At 62.1% G+C, this 16251-nt stretch carries 17 protein-coding genes; 5 read left to right on the plus strand and 12 right to left on the minus strand.

The annotated features are described in order from the left end of the window. Positions 1 to 315 precede the first annotated feature (315 nt). Positions 316 to 912: a hypothetical protein gene (locus HQ394_RS08470; RefSeq protein ID WP_223291961.1), complete on the plus strand. Its 597-nt coding sequence runs from the start codon at positions 316 to 318 to the stop codon at positions 910 to 912. 134 nt (positions 913 to 1046) lie between these two features. Here HQ394_RS08470 and HQ394_RS08475 read toward each other — a convergent pair whose 3' ends face one another. Next, on the minus strand, positions 1047 to 1523 hold the full coding sequence (locus HQ394_RS08475; protein WP_190262869.1) for an REP-associated tyrosine transposase: 477 nt from the start codon (positions 1521 to 1523) through the stop codon (positions 1047 to 1049). Positions 1524 to 1840: 317 nt separating this feature from the next. Between HQ394_RS08475 and panD the strand changes: the two genes are divergently transcribed. Both panD and HQ394_RS08485 read left to right on the plus strand, forming a co-directional pair. After that, entirely contained in the window at positions 1841 to 2209 is a 369-nt protein-coding gene (panD, locus tag HQ394_RS08480; RefSeq protein WP_190262870.1) for an aspartate 1-decarboxylase, read from the plus strand. A gap of 170 nt (positions 2210 to 2379) precedes the next feature. Continuing rightward, a complete protein-coding gene (locus HQ394_RS08485; protein WP_223291962.1) occupies positions 2380 to 2781 on the plus strand; it encodes a c-type cytochrome domain-containing protein in 402 nt (133 codons plus the stop codon). A gap of 80 nt (positions 2782 to 2861) precedes the next feature. Here the strand turns inward: HQ394_RS08485 and HQ394_RS08490 are convergent, their stop codons facing one another. The 4 genes from HQ394_RS08490 to petA all read right to left on the minus strand — a co-directional run bounded on the left by HQ394_RS08490 (position 2862) and on the right by petA (position 6480). After that, positions 2862 to 3479 (minus strand): hypothetical protein, encoded by a 618-nt coding sequence (locus HQ394_RS08490; RefSeq protein WP_190262871.1) that lies wholly within the window; start codon positions 3477 to 3479, stop codon positions 2862 to 2864. 222 nt (positions 3480 to 3701) lie between these two features. Next, positions 3702 to 4451, minus strand: a complete 750-nt coding sequence (locus HQ394_RS08495; RefSeq protein WP_263053792.1) for a cytochrome c1 — start codon at positions 4449 to 4451, stop codon at positions 3702 to 3704. Between the two features lie 27 nt (positions 4452 to 4478). Beyond that, on the minus strand, positions 4479 to 5759 hold the full coding sequence (locus HQ394_RS08500) for a cytochrome b (RefSeq protein WP_190262873.1): 1281 nt from the start codon (positions 5757 to 5759) through the stop codon (positions 4479 to 4481). Then, on the minus strand, positions 5737 to 6480 hold the full coding sequence (gene petA, locus HQ394_RS08505; protein WP_407644722.1) for a ubiquinol-cytochrome c reductase iron-sulfur subunit: 744 nt from the start codon (positions 6478 to 6480) through the stop codon (positions 5737 to 5739). Before petA ends, HQ394_RS08500 begins: the two co-directional genes overlap by 23 nt. 171 nt (positions 6481 to 6651) lie before the next feature. Between petA and HQ394_RS08510 the strand changes: the two genes are divergently transcribed. Further along, complete coding sequence (locus HQ394_RS08510) at positions 6652 to 7128, plus strand: tRNA (cytidine(34)-2'-O)-methyltransferase (protein WP_190263214.1); 477 nt, start codon at positions 6652 to 6654, stop codon at positions 7126 to 7128. Here the strand turns inward: HQ394_RS08510 and lspA are convergent. The 5 genes from lspA to HQ394_RS08540 form a co-directional block, all read right to left on the minus strand. Then, complete coding sequence (lspA, locus tag HQ394_RS20760) at positions 7121 to 8158, minus strand: signal peptidase II (protein ID WP_407644723.1); 1038 nt, start codon at positions 8156 to 8158, stop codon at positions 7121 to 7123. The genes HQ394_RS08510 and lspA overlap by 8 nt on opposite strands. Positions 8159 to 8266: 108 nt before the next feature. Then, the gene (ileS, locus tag HQ394_RS08525; RefSeq protein ID WP_223292069.1) at positions 8267 to 11056 is read right to left on the minus strand and encodes an isoleucine--tRNA ligase; all 2790 of its coding nucleotides are present in this window, start codon (positions 11054 to 11056) and stop codon (positions 8267 to 8269) included. 96 nt (positions 11057 to 11152) lie between these two features. Continuing rightward, positions 11153 to 12139 carry a bifunctional riboflavin kinase/FAD synthetase gene (locus HQ394_RS08530; RefSeq protein WP_190262875.1) on the minus strand — a complete coding sequence of 329 codons (987 nt, stop codon included), beginning with the start codon at positions 12137 to 12139 and terminating at the stop codon, positions 11153 to 11155. Between the two features lie 61 nt (positions 12140 to 12200). Beyond that, entirely contained in the window at positions 12201 to 12881 is a 681-nt protein-coding gene (locus HQ394_RS08535) for a hypothetical protein (protein ID WP_190262876.1), read from the minus strand. Then, complete coding sequence (locus HQ394_RS08540) at positions 12878 to 14371, minus strand: alpha-amylase family glycosyl hydrolase (protein WP_190262877.1); 1494 nt, start codon at positions 14369 to 14371, stop codon at positions 12878 to 12880. Before HQ394_RS08540 ends, HQ394_RS08535 begins: the two co-directional genes overlap by 4 nt. Positions 14372 to 14860: 489 nt before the next feature. On the opposite strand from HQ394_RS08540, the gene HQ394_RS21130 reads away from it, so the two are divergent. Further along, entirely contained in the window at positions 14861 to 15058 is a 198-nt protein-coding gene (locus tag HQ394_RS21130; RefSeq protein WP_190262878.1) for a (2Fe-2S)-binding protein, read from the plus strand. Positions 15059 to 15115: 57 nt separating this feature from the next. On the opposite strand, the gene bfr is transcribed toward HQ394_RS21130, so the two are convergent. Together bfr and HQ394_RS08555 are read right to left on the minus strand one after the other, a co-directional pair. Continuing rightward, the gene (gene bfr, locus HQ394_RS08550) at positions 15116 to 15595 is read right to left on the minus strand and encodes a bacterioferritin (RefSeq protein WP_223292070.1); all 480 of its coding nucleotides are present in this window, start codon (positions 15593 to 15595) and stop codon (positions 15116 to 15118) included. 234 nt (positions 15596 to 15829) lie between these two features. Further along, complete coding sequence (locus tag HQ394_RS08555; RefSeq protein ID WP_223292071.1) at positions 15830 to 16210, minus strand: HPF/RaiA family ribosome-associated protein; 381 nt, start codon at positions 16208 to 16210, stop codon at positions 15830 to 15832. Positions 16211 to 16251 lie beyond the last annotated feature (41 nt).

Genomic DNA, 16251 nt, shown 5'->3' on the forward strand with positions numbered 1-16251 from the left:
ATAGCGATTAAATGCGGCGTTGTAGATGGCGTAACGGGCGGCCTCCGCGGGGGCCGCCCGTTACGCCATCTACGAGCTCTTAAACATCCGTCGGATTTGGCACTTGGCTAATCCGACCGACGAGCCACAACGTGTCGCAGTGCAAATCAAACACACTACGAGCTATATTGGGGGTAGTATGAGCAAAGTCGATGAAAAACACCACCGACTGCGGAGGACCAGCCAAACCATTGGTACGAGAGATTAGAAAAGCAAACCATAAGTTCATCGACAGACTGGAAGAAAATATGTGCAGATTTGCAATCAAGGCACAAGGTGCTATTTGGAGCATGCGAGGAGATTTATGATTTTAGCAAAGAAATAGATCAATCCGCACTTGTTGATCCGCTCTCATTAGCTTCTGTAGACGTATTCGTTGATAAAGCACAATCACTTCTCACATCAAGAGCCAAACTTCTTTTTGCGATTGGAATTGTTTGCGCTCTTCCAGCGGTTGCGTTGTTATTGTACGTGTCTTATAGACTTTATCATACTCCATTATCTAGCATAACGGAAAATACGAATCCTTTAGATGGCTATATACTTACAATAATCGCTCTAAAATCAACGACTACGTCAGCATTTGCTGCGGGCGCCGTATACGTCCTAGTTTCTATGGCAAAAGCATTCTTACACGAGGCGACAGTTCTTTTCAATCGGAGGCACGCCCTCCGCTTCGGCAGGTTGTATTTATATATTAAGAAAGGTGATGTTTCTCTTGATGAAATACAGAGAGTATTTAAATGGAACGATGAGTTTGCAACAGCGTTTAAGGAAATAAAGGTTGACGGCATTGCGAAGACGATTGCGGGCCAACTTGCGGACGCGCCAAAAGCATTATTTGAGACGATGACGAGGGCTGGCAAGAAGTAGCTCGCGTAGCTCGCGTAGACCCGCCGCATGCGTTACTCGCCGCAATCCTTGTCCGACGAAGACTGTTCACCCGGCCCGAGCCAGCCTTCCGGATACAGCCCGCGCTGGACAGCGGACTTGAACGTCGAATACGGCTACGCCGCTGGTTCACGGACGTAGCCATGCTTGACCGGGTTGAAATGGACATAGTCGACATGGGCCGCGAAATCGTCATCGCTGCGGATCGCGTGTTCCCAAAAACGGCGCTGCCAGAGGCCACGCTCCGCCTTGCGTAGGCGTGCATCGCAGCGCCGCTCGCCAAGGGGCACGTTGCGGGCGAACGCCGTCTTGATGACGCGCCAGCGGGTCGCGAAGTCATCGTCATCGGGCGGGAGGGTCCAAACGCAATGGAGATGATCGGGAAGCACGACCCAGGCCTCGATCGTGAATGGTCGGCTCCGGTGCACCAGACGAACTGCGTCCCGCAGGACATCAATGTGTCGTATCAGCAAGTCGTTGCCGCGCCGTTCGAGCAGGTTGACCGTGAAGAAATAACATCCACCGGGCACGCGGTAGCGTCGGTAGTCGGGGATGGTTCTTTTCTCCAGTTCGGTTTCGATATGCCGATACATTCGGCGGGTCACGCTTCGCTTTAGACCCGCCCTACCGCGTCCGCTTAACCCTTGTCGACAGACACAATTTGGATGCTGCTGGGTCGTAGGCAACGTTACTCCTGGCGATTCGCGTGCTTCCCCTCCGCAAACTGCGGTGCCGCAAATTGCACCCCTCCCCTGCCCGCTTCGCATTTGCAATGACAGCATCGGTTTGTTAGAAGATGCGCCCTCGTGTGGACGGGCGACGCACCCCATGTACTGTCCGATTCCGCGCGCGAGCGGTGCGTCTGCCTTTGCGGCAGCAAAAACAAGCCAGGAAGAGAAGTGGGGCCCCGATGTGGATCACAATGTTGCACGCGAAGATCCATCGCGCCACCGTCACGGCTGCCGACCTGCATTATGAAGGCAGCATCACCATCGATCGCCACCTGATGGATCTTGCCGATCTGGTGCCTTACCAGCAAGTGCAGATTTATAACATCTCCACCGGCGCCCGTTTCGAAACCTACGTCATCGAAGGACCGGCGCACTCTGGCTGCATCCAGATCAACGGTGCCGCTGCGCGTCTCGCCCATGCGAGCGACCTGATCATCATCGCCGCCTACACTTACGTACCGCGCGAAGAAGCGGCACAGTGGCAGCCGAAGGTGGTGCTGGTGGACGGCAGGAACCGGCCGGTGCCGGCGGCGCGCCAGGTCGCCTGAGGCGGCTGCAGACCATCGTTCGCCGGCGCCGACCAAGCGCCGGCAAGGCGTTGACCACGCCTGGAATCAAGGCTTTGCCGTTGGGTTTGCTGCCCACGGGTGCTAGACTCCTGCGCATCGATACGAGCAGGATGGCCGTCGGAATGCGGCATTCCAGGGGAAGGACAACGATGAAAATGGGGTCAATACGAACCACCAGCGCAGGAGTCGCCGGCTGCCTCGGCGCCGCCATCCTGGCAGTGGCAATGTTCGGGACAGCGCGCGCCGAAGAAGAGGTGAGTTATGCGCTCGACGTGCAGCCCGTCCTGACCGCACGCTGCGGCGAATGCCACACCCCGCCCAAGGGGCAGGGCTACGAGGCGAGCGGCCTTGATCTATCAAGCTATCAGGGCGTGATGAAGGGCACCAAGCACGGGGCCGTCGTCGTCCCCGGCGAACCGGTGCGGAGCAATCTGCTCGTCCTCGTCGCAGGCAAGGCGGCGATCCGGATGCCGCACAACCAGCGGCCGCTGCTCCAGTATCAGATCCAAACCATCCACGACTGGATCAAGCAGGGCGCCAAGGATAACTGACGCGACCCTGCGTCTCCAATGCGTGCGCCATCAACGGGGCAGGGAGCGGATCGGTCCGACCCCCGCCTCGAATCATTGCCTTACTGCTGCGGTGGCGGCGCGGCGGGTGCCTGACCGGGAGGCGGCAGGAACAACTGATCCATCTCGGTGCGGAACTGGGCAACCAGCTTCTTGTCGGAGTCTGGAACCTTACGCGCGGCGGCGATCGCCGGATGCTCGGTTAGACGCGCAAGCAACTGCTCCTTCTGATCCGCCGGCATGGTGGTATCGGCCTCGATCTGCGCCCGCGCTTCCTGCAGCTTCTGCTGCAGCTCGGGCATATGCTCTTCCACCTGCACCGCGGTATAGGCGCGAATGATCCGCTCCATCACCCGGCAATAGACTTCGCCGTTCTTGAAACCGTTCTTCTTCACCACCTGCTCCATCTCGTTGAAGCCAGGTGCGTTCTGAACCTCCGGGGTGATCTCGCAGGGATCGCGCTGCACGCCCGGCTCGGGCGGCTTGACCGTCTTCGCGTATTCGGCCAGCTGCGGGCCAAACTTCTCATGCAGAGGGCGCAGGTCCTTGGTGGTGGCGAGGGCCGCCGACACTTCCTTTGCTGTCAGCGCATCCGTTGAGCTGGAGGCTGCCAGCGCCGGCACTGCCAGGACAACCAGGACCATCAGCAGCAGTCCCAGCCCTATCGATTTCAACCGCATTGTCTAACTCTTCCTTTCACAGGCCGCACCGGGCACGGCGGTCGCCGTAACCCTCCTGCTCCTCCCTCCGCGGTGTCCGCATGCCCCACGCCGCTGACCCCGTCGCGATGCGTGGCTGACGGCATGTCAACCTCGCCTCACGCCCCGCTATAGCAAAGCTGCCCCGATCGATCCGACCGGGGCAGCCACGCACCTTACGCTGATCGTCGGTAAAGAAGGTCTTTAGTGTTCCACGTCTGACCAGATTTGCCGTTTCAGCGCATAAAGGAAACCGGTGAGCACGATCAGAAACAACAGCACCGTTATCCCAAGCTGCTTGCGCTGCTCCATGTTCGGTTCGGCCGCCCAGGTCAGGAAGGTGGTGACGTCATGCGCCATCTGGCTCACCGTCGCCTTGGTCCCGTCCAGATAGGTGACACGATCGTCCGACAGTGGCGGCGGCATGCCGATCTGGTGGCCGGGGAAATACTCGTTGTAGAACATGCCGGAATTAAGGTTGAACCCCTCCGGCGCCGGATCGCGATAGTGGGTGAGGATGGCGTAGACGTAGTCTGCAGCGCCAACCCGCGCCTGGGTGATCAGCGACAGATCGGGTGGCAGCGCGCCGTTGTTGGCGACACGCGCGGCCTGATCGTTGGCGAAGGGAGACGGAATATGGCTCGCCGCCTTCGCCGGAGTCATAAACATCTCGCCTTCGTCGTTGGGCCCGGCCTGGACCTCAAACCGGCTCGCGATCGCCTCGACCTGCTCGGTAGAAAAGCCGAGAGCATGCAGATTGCGAAAGGCGACGAACCTTAGTCCGTGGCAGGCGTGGCAGACTTCCTCGTACACCTGCCAGCCACGCTGTGCCGATGCCCGATCGAAGGTGCCGAACATCCCGGAGAAGCTCCAATCCTGCTTCGGCGGTGTCGGCGCGGTGTTTGCGCCGACACTGGTGGCGAAAGCAATAGACAGAGCTGCGGTGAGGGCCAGAAGGCNGCCTGCTTTTTATGATCCGGCTCATTCTGCGACTCCCCGGGCGGAAACGCCGACGCCCGCTGGCGTCACTGCCGTAGAAATGCTGGTAGGCAAGGGGCGAGGCCGCTCGATGAAACTCAGGAGCGGCAGCACGACCAGGAAGAACAGGAAATAGACCGCCGTCGCCGCTTGGCCGAGATAGACGTTTATGCCCTCCGGAGGCCTGGCGCCGACGTAGCCCAGCAGAAGGCAATTGGCGAGAAACAGCCAGAAAACCCACTTGAAGATCGGCCGAAACCGGGCGCTGCGCACCGGCGATCGATCAAGCCACGGCAGCAAGGCGAGGATGAGCACGGCCGCGAACATTGCCAACACGCCCAGCAGCTTCGCCGGCACCAAACCCCAGAACAGGTCGAAGGTGATCGCCCGCAAGATGGCGTAGAACGGCAGGAAATACCATTCCGGGACGATATGCGCCGGTGTCACCAGCGGGTTGGCTTTGATGAAGTTGTCAGGCTCACCGAAGAAGTTCGGCTGGAAGAAGACAAAGAACAGATAGAAGATCAGGAACACACCCAGGCCAAACATATCCTTGGCGGTGTAGTATGGTGTGAAGGGGAGTGTATCCTGCGGTCCCTTGACATCGATGCCGAGTGGGTTGTTCGACTTGACCGTGTGCAGTGCCCAAAGATGCACGAACACGAGGCCGAACAGGATAAACGGCAGCAGATAGTGCAGGGCGAAGAACCGGTTCAACGTCGGATTATCGACCGAGAAGCCACCCCAAAGCCAAGTGACGATATCGCTGCCGACGAGCGGAAAGGCGGAGAACAGGTTGGTGATCACCGTCGCGCCCCAGAAGCTCATCTGCCCCCAAGGCAGCACGTAGCCCATGAAGCCAGTAGCCATCATCGCCAGCAGAATGAAGACGCCGATGATCCAGAGAATTTCCCGCGGTGCCTTGTACGAACCGTAGTACAGGCCGCGGAAAATATGGATGTAGACGACAATAAAGAACATTGATGCGCCGTTCATGTGCAGATAGCGCATCAGCCAGCCGTAGTTCACATCACGCATGATGCGCTCGACGCTTTCGAAGGCGAGCGAAGCATGCGGTGTATATTGCATGGCGAGAAAGATGCCGGTGGCAATCATGATCACCAGCACGATGCCGGCGAGTGAACCGAAGTTCCACCAGTAGTTCAGGTTCTTGGGCGTGGGGTAATCGACGAGATCGGCGCGTGCCATGGAGAAGATCGGCAGGCGCCGGTCGATCCACGCAACCGTCGGATTCTTCCACTCATAGGGTGAGTGCGAGGCCATGAGTTGCTCCCTCAACCGATCTTGATTGTTTTTCTTCAGTGAATGTATAGGGCGGCACCAACAGATTCGTTGGTGCGGGGCCCTTGCGGATGCGGCCGGACGTATCGTATTGCGAACCGTGACAGGGGCAGAACCAGCCGCCGAATTCACCGCGCGGCTCGCCGGTCTTCTGGCCGAGCGGAATGCAGCCAAGGTGCGTGCAAATGCCAACGACGATCAGCCATTCCGGCTTCTGCACCCTCGCGCTGTCTGGCTGCGGATCAACCAGTTCTGCCATCGTTACCGTCTCCGCCGACTTGATCTCCTCGGCCGTGCGGTGATTGATGAACACCGGCTTGCCTCGCCAGACGACCGTGAGACGCTGGCCAACGGCAACAGGCGCCAGATCGACCCCGGTTGAGGCAAGCGCCAGTGTATCTGCCGCGGGATTCATGCTGTCGATGAACGGCCACGCTGCCAGCCCGGCGCCAATCGCGGCGACGGTGCCGGTGGCGATCAACAGGAAGTCCCTTCGTGTTTCGCCCGCGTTCACGGCATGAGGTGAGGTCGTTACCGAGTCTGCCATGGTTGATCCTCGTATTTTCATTTTCGGGGTGAGGCCCGAGCTTGGACGGTTCTCCCCAATCGACAGACGATTGCGGAATATCCCGCGCCCGCTCCTTCTGCCGCATCCCCTGAGTTGGCATAGCGGCAAAGCAAGATGCCGCCACGCAGTTTGCAACGTCGATCAAAGCCGCAATGGCATAACCCGAACGGCCATGTGCGTTTCTGGGCAACAGCATATAATGCAATCATAATGCGCTGAAAAGAGCGGACTTCGGCTGTTTCCTCGCAGGTGCGGCAAAGTCCCTCCGGCGCCCTGCCCTATGCCTGACGAGTGGACCTGCCAACCATGCGGCTTGCCCTTTATCAGCCTGATATTCCGCAAAACACCGGCACCCTGCTGCGCCTTGCCGCCTGTCTCGGCGTCGGCGTGGACATTATCGAGCCGTGTGGTTTTTTGTTTAGTGACCGCCACTTCCGCCGCGCCGGGCTCGACTATCACCACTGCGCCCAGGTGATCCGGCATCCCTCATGGGAGGCGTTCCTGCGTCATCGGATCACTGGGCGTCTGGTGCTGCTGACCACCCGCGGCAGCCAGCGCTATAGCGATTTTGGCTTTCGCGACGATGACATACTGTTGTTGGGGCAAGAAACGGCGGGTGTTCCAGACGAGGTTCACAGCGCTGCGGCAGACCGCATCCGGGTGCCGATGCAGCCCGGCATGCGCTCGCTCAACGTGGCGATAGCCGCGGCAATGGTGCTTGGCGAAGCGATGCGACAGACGGGAACGTTCCCGGCCGCCCCCCAGTCAGTCCAAGTTAATTGAAGATGCCTTCCAACGTGCCCTTGGGGCGCCGCTCGATGATCGGCGTCTCGCCGGTGACCACCGGTTTGCCGAGCGCCTGATTCTCGCGAATCCGTTGCGCCTCCTCCGACGCGTTGACCACCGTCCCCTCTTCGGGCGTGTCCTTCCAGAACATCATCCGCTCGGTGAAGCTCAGCTGCGCCTCAGCAAGCACCGTCGACTCCCGGTTGACCTGCTCGCGGATATCGTTCTTCGCATTGAGGCCGCCGGTGCGGCCGAGGAGTGCCTCGGTGCCGGGTGATACCTGGGCCAAGCCGGTACTGGGCACCGGCTGCGGCGTCGCATTGCCGAGCAGCACGTCCTTAGCGTTGTTGCGGGCGGCGAGGCTGTCGGCGCCGGCCCCCGGAGCCGGCGGTCGCAGGGCGAAATCGGNGGGCATGCTTAGCGGAGCGCGCGAGTAGACGGCAAACTCGTCCGGTGGCCGCTTCACGCCGATGCCAAGCTCCTGCTTGACACTCTCACAACCGCCGAGAGCGATCGTTGTAGCGAGAACAACGAGGCGAATGCAGGTTTGTCCCTTCATTCGAGTCTTTCCTTCATGCCCGGGCCTCTTCCCGCGTCCGTCGTGCGCTAACACCGAACAGGAGTCCACAATCAACAGGCAGACACCGATGGTGATGGCAGAATCCGCCACGTTGAATGCCGGCCAATGGTAGCCGTAAGCGTGGACGTCAAGAAAATCAAAAACAGCACCGCGCATCGCCCGGTCGATAACATTGCCAATGGCACCGCCGATGATCAGTCCAAGGGCGGTGATCACCAGCCAATGCCCGGTTCGCCGCAACCAGACGACCAGATAGACGACGATCGCGACCGCAAGTAGCGGCAATGTCCAGCGCGTCCACGGCGAATCGGAATTGAAGATGCCGAAGCTGATGCCGCGATTCCAGACGTGGACCAGATTAAAGAAAGAGGTCACCTCGATGATCCGTGGCGGGACCATGACTTGCGTCAGCATCGCCCATTTGCTCACCTGATCGAGCACGATCACCAGCGCGGCGAGGCCGAGGCNCGCGCCACAAGGATCGCGCCTGCCCGCGCCTGCCCGTGGACGCCCCCATCGACGCCGCCAACGGGGCAGAGTCCGGCGATCGTGCCGTCATTCCGCCGCCCGGAGCTGGCTCTCGACCGCATCGGCACAGCGACCGCACAGCGACGGATGGCCGGGATTCGTGCCCACGTCGGACAGCACCTGCCAACAGCGCTCGCATTTCTCGCCGGCCGCCGCAGTCACCTCGACGCAGACGCCGGTCACATCGTCGAGGCGAAAGGCGCCATCGGGACCGAGGCCTTCGCGCAGGGTTGCCCCCGAGGTGATGAACAGTTCGGCCAGATCCACATCGACCGCTGCCTGGTGGTAGTCGGTGTCGGCATAGACGATGGCGTGCGCCTGCAGGCTGGAGCCGANTCGCTTCGCCGCCCGCTCCCGCTCGAGCCCGCCAGTGACCACCCGACGCAGCCGGCGCAGGATCACCCACTTACCCGCCAGCGTGTCGTCGCGCCACTCGTCGGCTATCGTCGGGAACTGCCGCAGATGCACGCTCTCCCCGTCGCCGGGATGGCGGGCGAGCCAAGCCTCCTCGGCAGTGAAACAGAGGAACGGCGCGAGCCAGGCGGTCAGGCAATCGAACAGCGCTTCGAGCACGGTACAGGCGGCGCGGCGGCGGAGGGAATCGCGCGCATCGCAGTAGAGGCTGTCCTTGCGCACGTCGAAATAAAAGGCCGAGAGATCAACGGCACAGAAGGTGTGCAACTCGGCAAAGATGGGATGAAACTGCAGATCGGCACAGGCCTGACGCAGTTCCCGATCCAATTCCGAGAGTCGGTGCAGCACCCAGCGCTCCAGCTCCGGCATCTCGGCATACGGCAACCGCTGCCGCGGATCGAAGCCGTTCAGGTTGCCGAGCAGATAGCGGAAGGTGTTGCGAAAGCGGCGATAGATGTCGGCGTTCTGCTTCAGGATCTCAGGCCCGATGCGCAGGTCCTCGGCATAGTCGGACCCCACCACCCACAGCCGCAACACGTCAGCACCGTGTTTGTCCACCACATCCTGCGGGGCGACGATGTTGCCGAGCGACTTCGACATCTTCTGCCCGTCTTCGCCCATGACGAAGCCGTGGGTGAGCACCGCATCGTAAGGGGCGCGGCCGCGCGTGCCGCAAGACTCCAGCAACGACGAATGAAACCAGCCGCGGTGCTGGTCGGAGCCTTCGAGATAGAGCGACGCTGGCCACGCCAAGTCGGGGTTGGGCTCGAGAACGAAAGCGTGGGTGCAGCCGGAGTCAAACCAGACATCGAGGATATCGAACACCTGCTCATAGGCGGCCGGGTCGTAGTCCGGGGCGAGGAAGCGGGCAGGATCGGAGGTGAACCAAGCATCGGCGCCCTCGGCGGCGACGGCGGCGGCGATGCGGTCGATCACGCGCTGGTCACGCAGCGGCTCGCCCGAGGCCTTATCGACGAAGACGGTGATCGGCACTCNCCAAGCCCGCTGGCGCGAAACGCACCAGTCCGGCCGCGTCTCCATCATGCCGCGCAACCGGTTGTAGCCGCTATCGGGGATGAAGCGGGTCTCGTCGATCGCTTCCAGCGCCTTCGCCCGCAATCCGGTGCGCTCCATGGCAATGAACCATTGCGGCGTATTGCGGAAGATCAAGGGCGCCTTCGAGCGCCAGGAATGCGGATAGCTATGCACCAGCTTGGCGGACGCCAGGAGCTTGCCGGCCGCAGTGAGCGCTTCGATCACCACCCGATTGGCGTCACCCTCCTTGCCATACTCGGTCAGCACCCGGTGGCCGGCGAACAGCGGCACTTGCGGCAGGAATGCGCCATCGGCGCCCACCGTGTCCGGAACGGGAACGTTGTGTCGGACGCCAAGCTCCCAGTCGTCGGTGCCGTGGCCGGGAGCGATGTGCACGAAGCCGCTGCCCGTCGCCAGATCGACGAAGTCAGCGGGAAGCAGCGGCACCGGAAAGGCGTAGCCACCGGCGTGCAAGGGGTGGCGGCAGATGGTTCCAGCCAGTTCATCGCCGGTCAGTTCATCCACCGTCCGATAACTGCGAAGGCGCGTTGCCGCCGCCACCGACGGCAACAGCTCGCGACCGATCACCAGCCGGTCACCCGGCTTCAGCACCGAATCCTCCTCGACGTCGTTGACCTCGATGATCGCATAGTCGAAGCCGGCGCCGTAGGCGATGGCACGGTTGCCGGGGATGGTCCACGGCGTCGTCGTCCAGATGACCACCTCGGCATCGGCGAGCGTCGCCCGCGACGGCTCTGCCACCGGAAAGCGAACGAAGATCGTCGTCGAGGTGTGGTCGTAGTATTCGAGTTCGGCCTCGGCCAGCGCCGTGCGCTCCACCACCGACCACAGCACCGGTTTCGCCCCCTTGAACAGGGCACCGTTCATCAGGAACTTGCCGAGTTCACGGACGATCGCCGCTTCGGCGGCAAAGCTCATCGTCGCGTAGGGATGGTCCCAGTCGCCGATGACGCCGAGCCGCTTGAACTCCTCACGCTGCACGTCGATCCAGCGGCCGGCAAACTCGCGGCATTCCTTACGGAACTGATCGATCGGCACCTCGTCCTTGTTGCGGCCGGCGGCGCGATACTTCTCCTCGATCTTCCACTCAATCGGCAGGCCGTGACAGTCCCAGCCGGGAACGTAATTGGCATCCTTGCCCAGCATCTGCTGCGCCCGGTTGATCACGTCCTTGAGGATCTTGTTCAGCGCGTGACCGATGTGCAGATGGCCGTTGGCGTAGGGCGGACCGTCGTGGAGAACGAACTTCGGCCGGCCGCGCGCGGCATCACGCTGACGGTGGTAGAGATCCATCGCCTGCCACCGACTGAGCAGGTCGGGCTCGCGCCGCGGCAGATCCGCCTTCATCGGGAAGTCGGTGCGCGGAAGAATTACGGTTGATTTATAATCCACGTGCCTGTCATCCACGTCCGCCTTGCATTTGGGATCGGCTGCGGCGGGCGCTCACGAGCCGCCGACGCGGAGCCGCGCCGGGGCATCCCCTGAGGCATCCAACGTCGCCAGCCGCAGCCGCGCACGCGCGCAATCCTCGGCCATTTGTGCCCGCAACGGCTCGATGCCGTCAAATTTCTTTTCCGGCCGCAGATAATCGATGAACCGGGTGGTCAGCGTCCGGCCGTAAAGGTCGCCCGCAAAATCGAAGACATGCACCTCCAGCAGCGGCTCGGCTGCCTGAAAGGTCGGGCGAATGCCGAGGTTGGCCACGGCGTCGCGCCANNGTGCATCCGCCCCCTCCTCCCAGCCAGCCTGCACCGCATAGATGCCGAAGGCCGGCCGCAGATAATCGTCCAGCTCGACGTTGGCGGTGGGGTAGCCCAGTTCCCGGCCACGCCGTTCTCCGGCAACCACTGTGCCCTCGATCTCGAAGTCACGACCGAGCAGCCGCGCCGCTGCCGCCGGGTCAGCATTGCGCAAATATTCGCGCACCCGCGTCGACGAATAGGGCTCGGCGGCGCCGTCGCGCACCTCGGGAACGCAGGTAAAGCCGAAATCAAATTCGTCGCCCATCCACAGCAGCATCTCCGGCGTGCCGCGGCGGCCATGGCCGAAGGCGAAGTCGTGGCCGCAGACTACGTGCGTCGCTCCCAGGCCGCCGACGATCACCGTCTCGACGAAGGCGCGTGCGCTGAGCTTGGCGAACTCGCGGTCGAAGGGGAGGACGGCAAAGATATCGACGCCGAGGCTTTCGATCAGCCGCGCCTTCACCGGCAAGGGCGTCAGTCGGAACGGGGCAATATCCGGTTGAAACACCTGCCGTGGGTGCGGCTCCAGGGTCAGCACCGCCCACAGCCGGCCGTTGGCGCGGGCGATCCGGCCTGCCTCGCCGATCACCTCGCGATGGCCGAGATGCACGCCGTCGAAGTTGCCGATGGCGACCACCGCGCCGCGGACATCGTTCGGCAGATTCTGGTAATGGCGAAAGATGCGCATGGCGCATAGGTGCCGGTAGCCGCCGGCCGGGTCAAGCCCCGCCGATCATCGGCGCCGACTATTATTGGGCGACGCGGAACCAGGCCTCGGCATCAAAGGGTACCTGCTCGCGCGGATTGACGCCGCGATCGGCGAGCCAGAACCGGAAGGGCGTGTCTGCCGGCAGCGCCACCTGCACATTGGCCACCCGCACCAACTGGACCCGCAGATCGAGCGGCCGCAGCGCCTCCTGCAGTTCGCGGTAGATGGGAGTGGTGTTGGCAACCTTTACCACCAGCGGATTGCCGAAGCCCGGATCGCGTTTGGCCCGCTCGCCATACCACTCCGGCGAACGGGAGGCCGCCTGCGCCAGCCGCTTGGCGAACTCAGGGAACGTCTCTGCCAGACTCGCCACCCGGAGCATCGCCCCGTCGGCACGATCGAGCCGCCCCGGCAGCGCCGCATCCAGCATGCGGGCGAGCGTTGCCACCTTCGTGTCCAGCTCCTGATGACAGGCATTCTCGTAGGTGAGGACTGCCTCGCCGGCCTGGCGAATCAGCCGCGCCGTACAGTCGGCGAAGGCGACAGAGAAGATGGTCACATCGGCCGAACTGGTGGTGGTAACCGGCGGCTCGGCCGCGTGGACGTTCGCATCGAAGACGACGCTGACGAACACAGCCATGACGAACACGGCGACGCCCAGGATGATCGGCGGTGCCCGCCGATGCAGCACACTGCTGCGCCGGCTCGCCGCCTGGTTCACGGGACTTCGCCGATCTTGAACACGTTGTAGCCCCACGCCCCCAGATCCACGTAGAGGCCAGGGTCGAGGAGCGCCGAGCCGTCCCGTTCATAAACCTCTTCGCCGAGCATGTCGGTCAGCCGCACCCGACGCCGTGCCAGGTCGGCAAAGGGCAGGCGCAGATGGCACTGGCCCTGGCTGTCCTCGTAGTTGACGACGACGAGGGCGCGTTCTCCATCATCGCTCTGCCAAGCAAAGGCGATGAAGTTGTCGCAGGTCCAGTTGCCGGCCCAGGCCGGAAACGGATCAAGGCGCAGCCAGTGGCCGCTGCGGAACAAGGGATCAGTCAGCGCCCGCAGCACCGTCAGGTAGAATGCGTGGATGGTCTCGTCGACCGGCTCATCCGGCCCACGGCAAAGCTCCATCGGGATGTGGACGCGGTAGCCCTCGAACTGCCCCTGATGAAAGAAGCGCAGGCCGATGCCGAAATAGGTGACGATGGCAGCAGCCTTGTGCGTCGGCCAGGAAAACGTCTCTGCGGCGCGCGGCGGTTCGTCGTGGTTTTCAAGAAAGCGGACCAACTTCGCCTGATAGGCCGGCTCGGCCAGCAAGTGTTCGCGTACCGGACGTGCATAACGACCACGCAACCGGTCGTAGAGCCGCTTGTCGTAGCAGAAATCGAAGCCCTGCTGCTGCAGCGTCCACTCCAGATCCCAGTACACTTCGCCGACGAAAGTGAAGTCGGGTTGCGCGGCCTTCACCGCTTCGATCGCCCGCGGCCAGAAGGGCTCCATGCTGATGCCCCAGGTGCGCAGGAATACGTCCGGCAGGATAAGCATTGCCATATCGCAGCGCACGCCATCGCACTGGCCGGCGATGGCGAGGAGTTCGGCAATGCGTTCCTCCTGCAACGCCGGATTGCCGTAGTTCAGCTGCAGCGTATCGGGCCAGCCTGGGAAGTAGGGATCGCGACCGTGGGCATAAATGCGGCTGCCGCTGTTGGTTTCGACCCGCAGGTAGTTGCCGGGGGTCCGCTGCAGGTCTTCCTCGCTGCCGCCGAAGACGAAATAGTCAGGATTGGTCTTGGCCCACAGATGGTCCGGCGCGGTGTGGTTGGGTACGAAGTCGAGCATCAGCTTCATCCCCTTCGCCGCCAGCCGCTCGCGGAAAGCGGCAAGCGCCGCCGGACCGCCCAGCTGGTCGCTGACCACATAGCCGGAGATGGCGAAGCCGGAGCCGCACACATCCTTGCTTTCGTCGAGGTCGGGCAGGACGCGCCGATACTCCTCGCGCAGATCCGGCCGGGTGCGGGCGACCGTCCGGCCTGCCTCGCCCGTCTGCCAAACGGACAGCAACCAGATCCAATCGACGCCGAGCGCCGCCAGTTGCTCCACCTCGGCATCCGGTACATTAGCCAGTGTCACCGGCTGGCCGAGTCGCTGGCTTAGCGCACGCAACCAGACGCGGGTATTGATCTGATACAGCGACGGATACTTGACAGTGGTCGACATGATCGCCCCCAGCGAAATTTGGTCGGCGCGTTGCAATTGATATTTGCTGTGTAGGGTCCGTGGACGGTGCGGTCAACCTCAAGCCCCTTGCCAACCGAAACGCGAAGGGGAACAGGGATGAAATCCAACCCGCTCACGCCCACGTGAACGCCCAGCCTCGATCTCGCTCGATCCTGCGGGGCTGGATTTAGCGAGGATCGATCCGGAAAGGAAAGCCGCCTTGACCTGCATTCTCGCCTTCGATAGCGAGTGCATAGCGCTTCCGGTGCCGGGGTTTGCGCGCGGGACGGTTCGCGATCCGGGCCAGGGCCGAGACGAGCGTCCGCGACGACAGACTGCGCCATCGTCATGAGAGCGATGGCAGGCCATCCTGTGGCCATCAAAGCACCGTCCCGCAAAAATATGAGAATGATTATTACTTGCATATTGATTTCGGGAGCCGCCCCGATTAGGATTGAATCACGCTTTTGCCTGGAGGACAGATAGTCGATGATCGTTTGTTTGTGCGCTGGAATTAGCGATCGTGACATACGCGCAGCCGCGGCGGCCGGGACGCGGCGGTGCGCCGATGTTTTTCGCGCGAAGGATCGTCAGCCGCGCTGTGGCTCCTGCATCGATCTGATCTGCGATATTCTGGGTGAAAATGACGGCCGCGACACCGCCGGATGCAGCGGCGGGTGCGGCTGACCGACATCTGAACCTTTCGACGCCGGGAGCGATGACGCTCCCCTTCAAGCGCGACCGTCAGCTATCGTGGTTGGTCATCTGGCTCTGCAGGTAGTTGGACAGCCCCACCATCTCGGCGAGTTGAAGTTCGGTTTCGAGAAAATCGATGTGCTCTTCGGCATCCTCGAGAATACGGACGGCGATTTCGCGCGAGACGTAGTCCTGCACCGATTCGAAATGGGCAACTGCCGCCAGCACGTCGGTGCGCGCAGCACTCTCCAGCCGCAGGTCCGACTGCAGACATTCGACCACGACTTCGCCGATCAAAAGCTTGCCCAGATCCTGTAGGTTGGGCAGCCCTTCGAGGAACAGGATTCGTTCGATCAGCTTGTCGGCGTGACGCATCTCACCGATCGATTCCTCGTAGACACGCTTGCCGAGGCGATCGAAGCCCCAATTCTTCAGCATGCGGGCATGTAAAAAGTACTGATTAATCGCCGTCATCTCGTTCTTCAGCATCCGATTAAGATGGGTGAGTCCCACCGGCTCGATTTTCACGCGCACTCCCTCCTGCTGGTTTCGACGCCGTCGTTTGCGGCTAGGTCGTTGCCTAAGCACACACAGGGCCATCTTTGGTTCGGCTTTGCCGCGACCGTCGCCTTTGCTGATCATGAAAAGATTGTGCACTGACCCGTTTATCGCAACGGGAAGCTGTCTGCCGCCGGGCCAATCGCGGCGCGGCCGACCCGGGGCCACCGCAGCGTCCCCGGGCCGATCCTGCCACAGCAGGGATTACTCAGCGCTCGCTCGCATCAGCGCGCTCTCATCGTCGGCGTGCCGCTTGACGTCGCCGCGACGGCGGTTCGTATACGTCATCAGCCGGCGTTCGATCGCATTGAAGGCGTCGCGAATCGCTACATAAACGTCGGTGTGCGCCGGGTCATGGCCGGACTCGCGACCCGCCACCAGCGTCCGCCCCGCAACCTGTGCGACGATTCGGATGCAGTAGACATTGCCCCGGTGATGATGACGATGCGGGGCCTGCACGGTCACGTGGCAGCCCATGATGCCTTCGCGGATCTGCGCCAGCTTATCGGCGCGTTGCCGCACCTTGGCGGTGACGAACTCCGAAGCTTCCATGTTCTGAAAGTCGATTTTAAGCGGAAACAGCATCACCGATCTCCCAACTACGCCGACCGCCGCTGCGGCGAGGG

This window comes from Defluviicoccus vanus, from assembly GCF_014672695.1.
GTDB lineage: Bacteria > Pseudomonadota > Alphaproteobacteria > Rhodospirillales > Defluviicoccaceae > Defluviicoccus > Defluviicoccus vanus.

What these genes read in the sequence shown, in the direction of transcription:
- HQ394_RS08475 (WP_190262869.1), bottom strand. Translation starts at nt 1,523, where the DNA reads ATGTATCGGCATATCGAAACCGAACTGGAGAAAAGAACCATCCCCGAC.
- panD (WP_190262870.1), top strand. Translation starts at nt 1,841, where the DNA reads ATGTGGATCACAATGTTGCACGCGAAGATCCATCGCGCCACCGTCACG.
- HQ394_RS08485 (WP_223291962.1), top strand. Translation starts at nt 2,380, where the DNA reads ATGAAAATGGGGTCAATACGAACCACCAGCGCAGGAGTCGCCGGCTGC.
- HQ394_RS08490 (WP_190262871.1), bottom strand. Translation starts at nt 3,479, where the DNA reads ATGCGGTTGAAATCGATAGGGCTGGGACTGCTGCTGATGGTCCTGGTT.
- HQ394_RS08500 (WP_190262873.1), bottom strand. Translation starts at nt 5,759, where the DNA reads ATGGCCTCGCACTCACCCTATGAGTGGAAGAATCCGACGGTTGCGTGG.
- HQ394_RS08510 (WP_190263214.1), top strand. Translation starts at nt 6,652, where the DNA reads ATGCGGCTTGCCCTTTATCAGCCTGATATTCCGCAAAACACCGGCACC.
- HQ394_RS08540 (WP_190262877.1), bottom strand. Translation starts at nt 14,371, where the DNA reads ATGTCGACCACTGTCAAGTATCCGTCGCTGTATCAGATCAATACCCGC.
- HQ394_RS21130 (WP_190262878.1), top strand. Translation starts at nt 14,861, where the DNA reads ATGATCGTTTGTTTGTGCGCTGGAATTAGCGATCGTGACATACGCGCA.
- HQ394_RS08555 (WP_223292071.1), bottom strand. Translation starts at nt 16,210, where the DNA reads ATGCTGTTTCCGCTTAAAATCGACTTTCAGAACATGGAAGCTTCGGAG.